Source organism: Desulfovibrio inopinatus DSM 10711 (assembly GCF_000429305.1).
Lineage (GTDB): Bacteria > Desulfobacterota > Desulfovibrionia > Desulfovibrionales > Desulfovibrionaceae > Alteridesulfovibrio > Alteridesulfovibrio inopinatus.
Map to the genome: position 1 here is coordinate 111,489 of NZ_AUBP01000007.1, position 14,728 is coordinate 126,216.

A 14,728-nucleotide genomic window follows, 5' to 3' on the forward strand; every position below is an offset into this window, starting at 1 on the left:
GTCACGAGGTTGTCACGTTAATGGTCAAAGCTCATCTTTTCCAAAGAGAGTAAGTAATCCTCCTGCCGAGTTCACATTCGCCGCGCGCACTGCGCAAGGGTGTAAGAGATATTATGACCCGTCACGCTCTGGAATTGCTCAAGAACATCATCGGTCTGCGTACGGCAGGCATTAAACCGCGGAATGAAGAAACTCATTTCTGTCCTCATACACCGCAAAATCCGGAGCGTAATCATTTTCGCCCTCATATCCAGGTTGGCCGGGAAGTAGGTGTTATTCTGCTCATGGTGGAAGGTTTTGCATCCATGGCCAGTTTATATGGGACAGAGATCGCAGATACCATTGATGAGGAAGCAGAAAAGAATCTCGCTGAAATCGTCAAAGCGCATCTGGGACGTGCCAGCCTCGCAATGGGAGAACGCATTGAACCTGGGGCATATCTCGTTAATTTCACGGATACGGCACATGCCAATAATCATCTGGATCGTATCAGTGATATTGCCTATGCCATGGGACTCAGCCTTCGTGCTGGCTTACGTTCTGTTATTATTGATCTTGTCGGACAAAATCCGGCCATTCGAGTCGGGTTCTCCAGCATTCCCCCAAAAAGTGATCCTGCACGCTTTCATCATCTTTTTTATGAAGCATATTGTGATGCCCGTCGTATGGCTCAAGAAGGTTTTGATCCGAGTAAATTGCAATTATTGCGCGAATTTCAGGCCATTCTGAATACACCGCGCATTAAAAGTGTGTATCAACCTATCGTTGATTTGAAGCACGGCAATATATTCGCGTGGGAAGCGTTGAGCCGCGGCCCTGCAGATGGCCACTTTGTTTCCCCGCTCATGCTTTTTAATTTTGCAGAAGATGTCGGTTCGGTATTTCGGCTAGAGCGTGTCTGCCGAGAATCGGCGTTTCGACAATTCGGACAACATGACCCAGGTCAACGCCTCTTTGTGAACATTCATCCGCGTACTTTGACTGATCCTGGGTTTTCTCCGGGACAAACGAAAGAACTCCTGGAAAAATACCGGATGCGTCCTCAGGACGTGGTGTTTGAGATTACAGAACGGCATAGTACAAAAGATTTCAATCTGTTTCATCGTACACTCGAGCATTACCGTAATGAAGGCTATCAAGTCGCCGTGGACGATGTCGGAGCCGGCTATTCCGGGCTATGGAGTATTGCGGAAATTCGGCCTGATTTTATCAAAGTTGACATGTCCCTCATACGCGGAATCGACTCCAATCCAGTCAAACGAGCGCTTTTGGAAACATTTCTCGCCTTTTCCGATAAAATCGGTTGTAAAATTATTACGGAAGGCATCGAGACAGAAAGCGAGCTTTCCTGTCTTATTCAGATGGGAGCGCATTATGGGCAAGGTTATTTTCTGCAAAGACCCGACTCGCCAAAACCGAACCTCTCTCCGGAGGTTATTTCACGCATTGCGTTGGGACAGCGCAAGATTTCCAGTTTTCCTGTGCGCTCACAGTCGATCCGTGAACTGGTTGATCACAACCAATTTGTGAGCACCAAGACGACCGTCGGCAAAGTGAAGGAGATTTTTGAGGAAGACGAATCTATTATCTCGTTGGCCGTGCTTGATAAAGTCACCCCCGTAGGATTGCTTATGTCGCACCACATGGACAGGGTGTTGAGTACGCGCTACGGCGTCTCGTTATATTCAATGCGCGAAGTCACGCGTATTATGGATACAAGCCCACTCATAGTTGATGCGGCATTGCCGGTGGAAGACGTTGCCAAAGCGGCAATGGCACGTGATAGCTATAAGATATATGACCACGTCGTTGTTGTAGAAGATGGTGCCTTTTTGGGGTTGGCCTCAGTGCAGCGTATGCTTGATTCTCTGGCGCATCTCCAGGTTGAAATGGCGAAAGGTGCCAATCCCCTTTCCGGTCTTCCTGGCAATATTACCATTGAAAGGGAGATTGAACGTCGCGCAACATCGGGGATGCCGTCCAGTTTCATTTATATCGATCTCGATAATTTCAAAGCCTATAATGATATTTATGGTTTTAAGGAAGGCGATGCGATTTTATTGTTGATGGCAAAAATATTGGTGTGGGCAGCGAAACGTCACGGAGAGGAGTCAGCGTTTGTCGGTCATGTCGGTGGCGATGATTTTGTGCTTATATGCAAACCGGAGAATGCCGAGCGTATTTGTAAGGCCGTCACACGTTGTTTCAAACGGATTGCTCCGGGATATTATACTGAGGACGATCGGAAGCGCGGATATATTGTCAGTAAAGACCGAACAGGGAATACACGAGAGTTCGACTTGGTTTCCGCTTCCATGGCCATTGTAGATTGTCACGGTGCGTGCTCCTTGGATCATATTGCGCATCGTTCAGCCGAAATGAAAAAATACGCCAAGTCCAAACCCGGTAATGTGTATGTCCGCGATCGGCGAAGCCCTATCGGCTGTTGTGTTGATTCGAATACTCTCCAGGATGCACGAGAAATCATTACTCCTTTGGTTGACGTTTCAAAAAAAAGGGAATTGATATAAGACCCCACATGGTCCGGGAGTCAAAGCCGGGCCAAATGGTAATGTCCCTTTTTGTGTTTTTGAACCATCAGGAGTATTCTATGATCATAACGCACAAGGTCGGTGCCTTTTTTGCCGCTCTCTGCCTTGTCGCGGCACTGTCGGCCGTCCCTCTTCAGGCCTCAACCTATCCGACCGGAGATTTTGACCCTCAGCGGGTCTATGTTGTTGTCCAGGCCGTGACGTTACGAAGCGGTCCGGGAACCCAGTTCCCGGCTATTGGAACATTGAAGGCAGGTCAACGTGTTCCCGTACGTGGCGTTATCACCGGATTTCTCAAAATTCCATTGCAGAACGGTGAAGACGGGTATGCGTGGTTTGAGTACCTGCAAGAGGAAGGCGCTGCTTCTTCGGCCACACCATCGGCAAATGGTCTCCAGACGACGGAGGCAACACCCAGCCCGACGCCGACCGAGACAGCATCAGACAGCACGTCGGCGCCGTCTGTCGACACCTCACCGGAAAGCATGCCGGAACAAACACCTCAAGCTCCGGTCGATGAGACGCCTCAAACGGAGTCACCATCTCTTCCGGTCGAGAGCTCCCCTGTCATTTCAGCTACGCCGGCAATTACGGAACCGCCGCATCCCGATATGAATTGGGAGCACCGTTTAACGGCTCGCGTCATGGCGGATGAACGGCTGTATGAGCCGCTTGATGCCATTCGTGCAGCACTCAAGCTGGAAACGGAATCGCTTGGGCCGCAATCCGGGGTACTTATTGTTGGCGGAGAGCCCTTCTTTACGCAGGACGGGAAGAATGCGCTCTTTGTTTATTCGGAAAAAGGAGGAGATTTCCTCCCTCTGCTTCGTGCTCAGGGAACGAGTATTCGGGCATTGACGCACACGACGAACACTTGGCGTGATATTGAAGTAACAAACGGTACTCACGATACCGGCGAAAGCACCGTGTATACTTTTACGGACAACGGGTACAAACCGACACGATGTTTTACGTACTCCACACAAAATAACAACAGAATGTACCAGACGATAACCTGTCCGCAATAATGCGTTTGGGTTAAGACTTTTAAAGGAGAGAAAACAGAACTATCTGTTTTCTCTCCTTTTCTTTTATACGAAGTTATTTTTGGGCCAGGATAGCGGCACCAAGTCCACTGGCGATGATGGAGGCAACGAGAATGGCCAATTTAGCGTGTTCCAAAAAAACAGAACCTTCAGGAAATGCCAAAAAAGCTTTTAAAAACGATATACTAAAACCAATACCAGCAAGACATCCTCCCCCAATAAGGTGGCGAATCGTCAATCCAGTTGGGAGAGAGGTTGTACCACATCGAATAATAGCTAAAGATGCAAGCGTGATCCCAAGGGGTTTTCCTACGACGAGCCCGAGAATAATTCCGAGGGAAACCGGTTCAAGGAGTGTGGATCCTATGGAGGCAGGCATCGTTACTCCAGCATTGGATAAAGCGAATATCGGAATGATAAAAAAAGCAACCCAGGGGTGGAGATTGTATTCGAGCCGTTGTAACGGCGTTTCGGCAGCATAACAGGCATTTTCCAAAGAATTCAATGCAGAGAGCTGGTCTTGGTTGGTGAGTTGGGACGTTCCAGGAACAAAAGCTTTTTCATAAAATTGTAAATATGATTTGGAAGCGTTGAGGAAGTGTGCAGCATTATTTTTTGAGCGGGCTGGAACTGTCATAGCCGACAAAACCCCAGCTACAGAAGGATGAACCCCGGTATTAAGAAAAAAGAACCACATGGCACAGGCGAAGAGCATATAAGGTAAGGGGCGGCGTACCCGAGCTGCATTGAGGAAGAGTAGAATAAAGAAGCAGACACCAGCCAACCCCAAAAATATCAAAGAGACCTGGGAAGTATAAAAAATTTTGATGACAAGCACGGCACCAATATCATCCACAATGGCGACCGCCGTGAGAAAAACTTTGAGATTCGGTGGCACTCTGTTGCCAAGCAAAGCCAAAATTCCCAAAGCAAAGCCAATATCTGTGGCCATGGGGATTCCCCATCCTCCAGACGAGTCCATGCCAACATTGAAGATACTATAGATTATTGCGGGTATGATCATTCCTCCGAATGCCGCGGCAAGAGGCAGGCTCGCTTTCTGCAATGAATCAAGCTCACCCACAAGAATTGATCGTTTGATTTCAAGGCCGACCATAAAAAAGAAGATGGTCATGAGACCGTCGTTAACCCAAGAAAGAAGTGGTTTGGATAGACTGTATTCGGCAAAGGAAATTGAAAGATCACTATGAAAAAACGACGTGTAGGATGCACTCCATGGAGAGTTGATCCACATAATAGCAATGCATGCACAGATGAATGTGATGACGCCGCCTGATGTTTCAACCCTGAAGAAGTTTATGAATGGCGTCAGAAGTTGGTCAACAATATCGGGGTCTGGCGTTTGCTTTTTGCCAATCTTGTTCATGATTTTTCTGGTATGAATTTCTCATGCATCGTTAATGGCATAGACTCTTTATATCATTCCGGCGACCCATGCTTCGGCTGCGGCACGTTCTTGGTCCGTTGGTATGAGTTCGGCTTGGTCGGACAGATTCCAACGGGTGGCATCTCGTGTTGTGAGGTGAACTCGTATGCGTTTGAGTTTGGCCCCTTGCATATTGGCGGCAGAAATATCAGCATAGGAAAAGTCTGTATAAGTTAAATCAGCACCAGTGAAATCGGCGTTGAATAACACGGATTTGGGGAAACGTGTTTGCCGACAAATTGAATTTGTGAAATGCGCCTGCCGTAACTGTGTTTCTTGAAATGTCGCTGTGGTGAAATCTCCCTGAAAATGGCCTCCATCTGCCTGACACCGCATAAAAAGGCTGGAAACGGCATCAACTTGTTCCAGCTTGGCTTTGTCCATTTTGCAGCCGGTCCACATGGCTTGTTTGAGCAGGCATCGGGAAAAAGTAACTTCCTGACACGATGAGCTTTCCCATATGGAGAGCTGCAGATCGCACGTATTGAAGACGGCGTGTTGTAGATTACAGTCGTTGAAGAGTGCTTTGCTGAAGGTGATGTCGGTGAAGATGACATCGGAAAAATCAATGTGATGGAATTCTGTGCGATAAAAATCGGTCTTGCTCATAATAGCGTCGGCAAGGAAGGATTTTTCAAATACTGCTGACAGAAATCTGGCGTTGAGCAAATTGGCATGTCGTAACTCCGCATGATCGAAGCGCGTTGAATCTGCAAGGACGGATTCAAGACTGGCATGGCTCAGATTCGTATTACCGAGATCGGCGCGAGTCAGATTAGCGTGGTCCAAACGGGCATTGGCAAACTGCCCTCCACGAATGAAGGCATTCGTGAAATCGACTCCGGTGAGATTGGCGCCGGTAAAATCGGCATCGTGAAAGACACATCCGGTAAAACACGCGCCGCCCAAATCGGCTCCGCTCAGGTTGGGTGCGTGAAAGACGGTGCCTTGCGCAACAATGCCGGCCAAGTCGGCGTCCGTAGCAACCAGTCCTTCGATGAGACGGCCCGGACCAAGGAGCGCTTCGAATTCTGTCTTATCCATGTCATATCACCTTCACAGCTCCAATACCAAGCAGCGTGCGTCTGATATTGGTTTCTTCCAATTGTGTTTTATGGAACAGCGCTTTGTAGACATCGGCTGAATAAAGGTTGGCACGTCGGATGTCGGTATACCCGAACCGCGCAAATCGAGCGCTCCCGCAATACAAGTTGATGCCGCGCATATCGGCTCGAGTGAAATCGCATTTGTCGAACCGGCCGCGTTTGGCAATGGTCTTGAGCAGCGTGGCCTCTTGAAAGATGCAGGCATTGCACATGGTTTTGACCATGGTGGCGTTGTCGAAACAGGCCTGCGTAAAGTCGGTCGCCATCCAGTTTGCTTCATTCAGATTCGCTGATTCAAAACGTGCTTTCGGAAATTTGGTGTCGCCGACTGATCGTGATTGCACGAGCAGTGCCTGACTGAAATTGACCTCAACCCCATTGGCCTGGCTCAAATCAATCTTGGGTGCGTGGACTTTCGTAAAATCAGCCTCATCGAGTTGGGCGGCGGTGAAATCTGCTTGAACAAGATGCGCTTGAGTGAAGTTGGCCCGGGGAGCTGTGCATTCAGAGAAACGGGCAAAGTCAGCTCGTACACCGGTCAAATCAGCTTGAGTCAGGTCGGTCTTCGTGAGACGAGCATATTGCAGGTTGGCTGACGTCAAGACTGCTTGCCCGAGTTTGGCCGCGTTGAGGTCGGCGTCTTTACAATTCGCTCCGGTAAAGTTGGCGGCTTGCGCGGAAAGGCTATCTCCTTGAATTCCCGTGAGACTGGCCTCGGTGAGATTTGCACCATCCAGGCACGCGCCAGCGAAGAACGCGTCATCGAGTTTGGCATGGGACAGTATGGCCTCGCGGAGAATGGCACGCTCCAGAATCGCACCGGTCAAATCGGCACCGGAAAGATCACAGTGCGATAAATCCAATCCCGTGAGGTCCAAGCCGGCCAAGGATTGTCCTTCCTCGTGAAGTCTTTTGACATCATCGGCAGTGAGCGGCGTATCAGCCGGTTCCGGTGGAGGCGGAGTCGATTCGCTCGCTTCTGGGGGGGATTCGCTTTGGGGCTCTTCGTCCGACGTATGAGGGAATTGTTCAAAAAGTGCCTTGGCCTCTGCTTCGCCTTTGGCAAACGCGTCACGGAGTTCCCGCAAAGCACTTTCGTCGGTTCCCAATGCCGCCATGGCTGCCAGAATTTCTTCGGGACTGGAGCCTTCTGTAGAAGACGTGCTGAATGAGGAGAAATCTTCCGGCCCATCGACTGCGTGCATACCGATTTTCGCCATAACGCTATCGAGATGCTCCCGTGCTTGGGCACATGCCGTTTCTACCTGCTTTATTGCTTCTTCCGGTGTCTGCATTTCGGGATCAGGCATGGGAGGAGGAATGTCGGCTGTCAATGCTGAGCTATCGAGACCGGCATTTTTGAGATGCGTTTCAATTTCACGGGTCAAACGCGCGGTTTCTTCTTCGGCTTCACGCAATACGTCGGCCATACCCGCAGGAAGAGACGGTTCTTCGATAGTTTCCTCTGGAGAAATTGCCGCTTCAGGCTCTTCTATGGGCATTGCGGGAGCTTCAGACTGTTTCTCTTCCGTTTCAGCTTCAATGGGCTGTGGAGGTTCGGGAGTCCGCGGCACGATCTGGCGCTCGCTGTCGGCGATCATCGTTTTGACAAGCTGTTCGTACGCTTCGGAGTTTTTGGATTCCTCGGAAAGTCGTTCGTTCAAAACAACAAGATGTGAGACCAGGCTGGCGTCTTCATCCGAAACGGAGACGACGCTTCTCCACGCCACAACGGCCTTCTTGATTTCCGGAAATAACCACACGGTATCAAGCGACGCCAATCGGTTATCGATAACGGTTTGAGCCATGTGTGTTCGGCGCAGGAAAAAACGGACGCGTTGACCGGGTAAGCGTGAGTGGATCACAGACTCTGTGGGATGAAGATTGGTCAACTCAATGGTTTCGTCGCCGGTGAAATAGACACCGTTCAAGATTTGGTCGGACATCGCCCAGTTAAGCACCGTTAAATCCGAGTCTGAAGCGACGTTGGGCCAGTCTTCGACGAGCCAACGGTCATCATAGGTGCCATGACGTTTGGGATCAAGGACGCGGACATCTCGGTGACTCTCGAAACTGGCGGGAGTCGGGCAATCTTTTGGGGAAACGATAAGTTGATCCGGGTATTCGACGTTGGGCATGATAACGACTTTACGGCCATCATCCGTTAAGACCTCAGTCATGCCGGTTCCCTTGATATTTCCATCGAAGCCCGGTCCACCAAAGGCGCGTTCCCAATCCAACGGCATGGAGACAAAAGGCTTGGGTTCGCCGAGATGGCGGTAGACATCGCCCTGGCGTACCCATTGACGATCTCCGAGAACAAGCAGTTGTTTTGAGATGGGGCCGAGGCGGAGAGAGACGGTGCATGTGGGAGCGGCCTTGCCTTCGGGCTGATGACATGAGCCGGCCAGCAACACTTCCCCGTAGAGTTTCGGGATGCCCTCTTCGCTGAATTTGTTTTTCCGGCACTGCGTAAAAATTTCCCAGGCCGTCCTCTCGGGAAGCAAGGAGTCCGGATCGTCGAGATCGTAGGTTCCCAGAGCAGTGAGAAGAAGCAAAAATTCCTTGCGGAAGCCGAGAACTCGCCAAGAAAGGTAGATGTCGGGAGGGGCGATGGTTTTCATAGGAGTAATGGGTCTGAGTTATCCTAAAGAAATTCTTCCTGCGGAATCAATTGTGATGCTGCCAGCATGACTCATTGTCTCCAGTTTTATGTTACTACGAGTCACTGATACCTTGCAGCTTGCACCAGGCCCCAAAAGAGAAGCCTCAGTTTTTGATAATGTAAGCCCTCCGCCCGTTTCTCCGTGTTCCAAGGAGGATGATGCACCGGTGAGCGAGAGTTTACCTAATTGGGGTTTCTCAACAGTAACAGAGTCGTTATTTATAGAGACTTGACCGTTGTCTGCCTTTTCAAAGACACCACCGTTCTCGTTCAATGTAAGACTTCCCCCGGTGGTCTTGGAGATGGTGATAGTGGGACCACTTGTATTCAGAGAAACGGCATCGTTTATTTCAAATGTTGAAGTCGAATCAGCGCTGTGTACGACATTGAGCTTCGTGGTGTTCGTAGTCATGTCCAGTTCTGAGCTGAACGGTGTCGCCGGGGCTTTGTTCGACACCTTCAATTCGATTTTTTCTGTTCCCTGTATCGCTGACTTTACGCCGATTTCTATGCCTCCCTCCTTCATTTCAATTGTCGACACGGCATTATCGGCGAATGCATCTTCAATTTTCTTGTTTGTTTTGTTGAGTCCGATGAACGCTCCCACGAGACTGCCGACAATTTCAAGGGGTACCACAGAGGTGACGGCCTTATTATCTTTCATGGCATTGCCGAGTTGCGAAAAGAATTCCTGTGCGTTATCGGCCTCGTCACCATCATCCCCGCCTTTGAGTGACGCCGCAGTTATTCCGATATTGGCCGCAACGGTGGTAAATGCGGCAATAATGGCATGCCAGGATGTATTGAGTCCTGACAGCACCGCTTTTGAGTTGGGAATTCCCGCTTTGAGCGTGAGTTCCTCGATGCCATTCACAGCACGTTCGCCGTGCATTTCAACCATTTCATCGCCAACCGCCAAGCCGGGGCCTTTCATGTATTCCAATTTGCCCCCGACAAAAATGTCGGTACTGAGACCGAATCCGATTTCCGCTGTCGATCCCGCCGTAATTTTGGACTCAACGCCTGCCACGATTTCATTGGAACCGCCCCAGATAAACTTGTTCTCCGCTCCGACAACAGCAGTTTCATAATCTCCGGCCGTTTGGACGGAGACACTGCCTCCACCGCCCGGTTTTATCGAACCGATCGCAATGCCGCTGTTATGATAGGGAGACCATAAGCCCATAAACTCATTTCCCTTCTTGTCCCCCATCACGATCTGATTGCGACCTTTCGTTCGGATGACGTTGAGTGCTTGGTTTTTGTTGGAAATGGGGTTGGTCAAATCGCCATTGTAGACGGCGGAGGAGATGACGGGCCGGTCGGGGTTACCGTCAATGAAGGTCAGCAACACTTCGGTATCTTTGAGTAGCGGAAAATGTATTCCATAGCCTGCTCCGCTATATGGCTCAGCAAGCCGGAACCACCATGAGGCCTCCATATTGGGTTTGCCAGCGAGGTCGAAGGGCAACTTGACTTTATATCGTCCCATTTCATCGACCGTCGCGTACTCACCACTGCCTGAACCATCAACAAAGGCATTGATGACACCATGGAATTTGGCGCGCTCGGTACGGAGCGGTGGCCGATATTGGAGTTGGGAATCAACAGCGGAAAATGTATTCCGGTAAGCCTGTTTTTCTTTGGTCGCCACATCAGTTTGGCCATGTTTGGGAATGCCCGTATTGAGATACGCCGTGTTGCGGCCACTGTGCGTAATCGATGTCAGGAGATAGGCGGTATTGAACGTGGAATATGGGTGCATTTTGAGGGTGAACAGGCCTCCGGCGCGAAACATGAGGCAGCCTGACTCTCCATGGTACGTCGTCCCTTCACACAAGAGGGCTTCCGATCGAATTTTGGCCAGGGCATTACCTTCTTCCAGGGTTTGGTAGTTGTCCCCGTAGTGATAGCGGATGCCGGCTCCGTCTTCCGATACCGTTGCTTTGGCTGTGAGTTCCAATGTGGGTTTGAGATAGTTGTAATCCTTGAGAACAACCTGGTTGGGAACGACCTGTTCATGAGAGACAAATGTAAATACATCGGAAACGGGGTCGGTTGGGAGAAGTCCGGATTTTGGGCTGTACCGGAAATTTTCCCCTGGGATAGATGTATGGGCAGTTTTGGAATCCGTAATAATGAGCACTTCACCCGAATCGCCTTCCTCAAAATAATAATAGAGTCCCCGGCTTTCCATCCAACGTGAAATGAAATCAAAGTTCGTCTCATTGTACTGGCAGACATAGTCCATGGAGGGATATTGAGTATATGTCCGGATCTCGTAATGCATCAGGTTGGCGTCTTTGAAAACCTGCTTCAAAATATCAGGGAGCGTCATTTGCAGAAAAATCTGGTTGTGCTCCATGAGCGTCAGTAATGTCATGCGTGGCGTGAGAATTGCTCGAAAAAAGGAAACTGTATCGACGGTTCGTAAATATTTGAATTCGAAAACGATGCCGGAGTACGAGTTCTGACTTTGTCCGACGGTGAACGTTAATTTTGCACCTTTCTTCGTCATATTCGATGGTTTGAAATCGGGATCGCGTGAGAGGAGGGTTATGGTGAACCGATACGGCGTAGAGATAGCGTCTGTTCCTGAAAAGTCGACAACCTCAAAGGTGTTGGGCGCTTGGCCTTCCACAGTAAACGTCGCCATCTGTTCCTGGTTCATATCCCCTCCGTCAATTGAACAAAATGAAACGTCTGTATTGAGACAATGAAAAGAACGCATTAATAATGGCTGAAGTGTATGATAAAAAAGGGAATCAAAGCAATCGTTGATTCGGGTGATTCATAAGAAACTGCAGACAAGCACGCCGACTGCAGGAAGAAGAGATGGGAGGTTGTGGAAGTCTCAACGCGTTGCGTTGAAGAAGTTGGCCGTCCAGTCAAGCGCTTCCTGATAGCAGGAAATGACGGTTGCGGGATCAAGATTGAGGTCTTCGATGAGTTGGTCGAGGCGAGACCAATCCGTTTGTTCCATAGAAAGGGTAAGATGCAGCCAAGGGGCAAAGCGGCCACGGTGTTCAATAAGGGCGATTTTGATGTCGTCGTTTAATGGAATTTTGGCAAGAATCGATTCCATGGAATTTTCAAGCATGGTGTCGAGCAACGAAAACAGACCTAGCGAAAACACGTTTTCCGCGATTTTCGGAAAGCCGGACGACTCGGCCAAGCGTTCGAGGAATCGGGCTCGCTGAGCCGCCAGAACAGACAGCTCCTGTGTTTTGTCGGGAGGCGTAATGTCCGTGAGTAACACCAAACGCAACCAACTCCGCACCCGTTGCCAGCCGACAAGCAAGATTGCATGCTTAATGGAAGAAATTTTTTGAGTGAGTCCAAAGCCCGGAGAATTGAGATAGGCAAGAAACCGATAACTCATCGAGACATCGGCTTCGATGGCTGTCGTCATCTCTTCAAAGTCCGGTTCGTTGTGCTCAAGAATTTGGAGAATGCGAAGACGGGCGGCCTCACTGGCAGAGATTTTACGGCCTTTGAGCGTTTTGGGTTTCTTAAAGAAGAATCCTTGAAAATAGGAAAAACCGAGTTCCTGGACAATACCGAGTGTTTCATAGTCTTCGATTTTGCGCGCCCAAAGCTGCACGTTGAGCTTTTGTAAGGGCGCAACAAGGCTCGACAGTGTGTGTCGGGGAAGATCTTTAACGTCGATAACGATAATGTCAGCCATTCGATACAAATGGAGCAGGCTGATTTGTGCCTGGTAGTTGCAGACGGCAATCGTATACCCGGCCGATTTGAGTTCGCTCACCAGCGCTACACGTTCTGGATCGGCACCGATTTCTTCATCAATAACAACGACGGTTGCTTGAGGAGGTAAGGCAAAGGTGATGTGCTCCGTCAAGCCATCGCCAGATAAATGCACCGCACTAAAGGCCGTTTGGAAATCCGCGTCCGGGCACAGTGAAAATGCTGCCATGACGCTCATTGTCGCCTCAAGGCCATCCGTAAAAACTGCGTTATTGGCAGCCGCATCACGCCTATACAAAAGTTCGTACCCCCAAATAAGGAGGTCCGAGTTAAATATAGGTTGCCTGGCTATGAAGACATTTTCATATGTCATTGATGAGTCTGTTTTTGCCATAGAAGGATGCCATCGAGTCGTTTACTGTAAAGAATAAGCACATACACGATTGCGACCGCGCTGCTTTGCTTCATATAACGCTTCATCGGCCAGTTGAAACAGTTTTTCAAGCCGTGAAATACCTTGAGGTAACCGGCCGGCAACACCGAGGCTTATAGTGAACGATATTTTTTGTCCATCGTCAATGGTGAGCTCTTGGTCTGCTACGATCTGTCGAATGCGTTCCGCAAAGACAAGCGAATCATGAAACGCCGTCCCAGGCAATACAATCATGAACTCTTCGCCCCCCCATCGGCCTACCCGGTCGTAATCACGGATATTATCACGTAAAAGGCCTCCAAGAAGAGAAAGGACCTTATCACCGGTCAAGTGTCCGTAGGTATCATTAATGTTTTTGAAATGATCGATATCAAGCAATGCGATGCTGAATTCTTCATTTTTTCGAACAGCTCGACTCCATTGCTCCTCTGCAAATGAATAAAGATTGCGGCGATTGGCCACACCGGTCAGCTGGTCGGTTAACGCCAGTTCTTTGAGTTTGGCGTTTTGTTTCGCCAATAGCTCATTCAAGATAAGTTGCTTGTTATGGGTATTTTTGAGATCGGTGACATCTCGGCCCGTCGCTTGATATTCTCGGATAGTATTATCGCTATCGAAGAGACCGCGAATTTTCCATTGAAACCACGACGATCGATTTTTTTGAGGGATTTCGAGCTCCATTGTGGCTGTGGGAGACTCTGTGGTGATGTCGGCTGTTGCTTGTGCAAACGAGGTCTGGTTGAAGAGCGGTATGGCCTCAAAAAAGTTGATAACACATGCATGACGTTCGTCTTGGAGAAACTGGCGGCAAGCCTCATTAAAAAATGTTATGTGTCCATCGGGGTCAAATCGACAAATGGCATCAGTATGATCCTCGACAACGGCTTTGTATCGTGCTTCGGCTGTTCGCCGCGCTTCTTCTTCGGCTTTCAATGCTTGTTCTTTGGCAAAACGCTTGATGATATCATCCAAAAAGAAAGGGAGCAAATCGAGATAATCGTATTGGCCATCCTTGGCGAAAGAGCCGACGATGCCGAGCTCTAATGCTTCGTCGTCAAGGTGCTTTGACTCCCCTTCCGTCAGCATGACGATCGGTTGGCCAATATCATGCTGAATGAGGGTATGGCAGAGTTCTTGTCCGCTCATGTCCGGAATATTGCTGCCAACAATAATCAAGGAAAATGATCGTATATCTTTAAGGAGAGCAGATAGTGCTTCTTCTCCTCGTTTCACAACAGTGATCGTACAATCAGGCGTCTTTTTCTGTACGGCTTCGCAAAGAGCCATCGCATCAAGTGCATTGTCTTCAACGAGGAGGAAATGGGAGCTTGAGGGGGAAACAATTTTCATACATGCCCCCGTGCAAGCGTGCTGATACAGGGCGTTGTTCTCATAGATGTGTCATTGCTTGTTTAGCGAAAATTGTAAAGGTGCTTTCTTGTCTTGAGGAGAGTGCGCGATGACGTGCACGCGTATTGTCAGTGCTCTTTTGAGGATTATGACCAACTCGGTACCAGGTATATTAACCTCTTTTTCATGTGGAATTATGCATAGACAACGAATAGTAAATTATATGTTGTATCGATAGTGATAACGAAATTGCATGATGTTACGATGATGATATCGTTTTTTCATTTTTGTTTGTTGATTTGATAGATTATTGAAATGTTTTGTTTTGTAAGATGTTGCATTTAATATGGTTAAAATAGTACAATAATAAATTGAAATATGCAAAACGCAAAAAATACTATTCTTTCCGGAATTTATGTTG

8 protein-coding genes are annotated in these 14,728 nt (G+C 49.0%); 2 read left to right on the plus strand and 6 right to left on the minus strand.

All coding sequences use genetic code 11. The annotated features are described in order from the left end of the window. The first annotated feature begins 113 nt into the window (after positions 1 to 113). On the plus strand, positions 114 to 2,531 hold the full coding sequence (locus G451_RS28325) for a GGDEF domain-containing protein (protein WP_051261284.1): 2,418 nt from the start codon (positions 114 to 116) through the stop codon (positions 2,529 to 2,531). 80 nt (positions 2,532 to 2,611) lie between these two features. Further along, the gene (locus G451_RS0108005) at positions 2,612 to 3,580 is read left to right on the plus strand and encodes an SH3 domain-containing protein (RefSeq protein WP_027183837.1); all 969 of its coding nucleotides are present in this window, start codon (positions 2,612 to 2,614) and stop codon (positions 3,578 to 3,580) included. Between the two features lie 73 nt (positions 3,581 to 3,653). On the opposite strand, the gene nhaA is transcribed toward G451_RS0108005, so the two are convergent. From nhaA to G451_RS32470, 6 genes are all read right to left on the minus strand, one after another. Next, entirely contained in the window at positions 3,654 to 4,985 is a 1,332-nt protein-coding gene (gene nhaA / locus G451_RS0108010) for a Na+/H+ antiporter NhaA (protein ID WP_051261285.1), read from the minus strand. A gap of 48 nt (positions 4,986 to 5,033) precedes the next feature. Continuing rightward, positions 5,034 to 6,089, minus strand: coding sequence for a pentapeptide repeat-containing protein (locus G451_RS0108015; protein ID WP_027183839.1), 1,056 nt, complete (start codon positions 6,087 to 6,089; stop codon positions 5,034 to 5,036). Position 6,090: 1 nt separating this feature from the next. After that, positions 6,091 to 8,775, minus strand: a complete 2,685-nt coding sequence (locus G451_RS0108020) for a DUF2169 family type VI secretion system accessory protein (protein ID WP_027183840.1) — start codon at positions 8,773 to 8,775, stop codon at positions 6,091 to 6,093. An 18-nt stretch (positions 8,776 to 8,793) separates the two neighbouring features. After that, positions 8,794 to 11,487, minus strand: coding sequence for a type VI secretion system Vgr family protein (locus G451_RS32465; protein WP_027183841.1), 2,694 nt, complete (start codon positions 11,485 to 11,487; stop codon positions 8,794 to 8,796). A gap of 183 nt (positions 11,488 to 11,670) precedes the next feature. Further along, positions 11,671 to 12,762, minus strand: a complete 1,092-nt coding sequence (locus G451_RS28335; protein WP_169727842.1) for an EAL and HDOD domain-containing protein — start codon at positions 12,760 to 12,762, stop codon at positions 11,671 to 11,673. A gap of 177 nt (positions 12,763 to 12,939) precedes the next feature. Further along, entirely contained in the window at positions 12,940 to 14,307 is a 1,368-nt protein-coding gene (locus G451_RS32470; RefSeq protein WP_051261286.1) for a diguanylate cyclase, read from the minus strand. Positions 14,308 to 14,728: the final 421 nt, after the last annotated feature.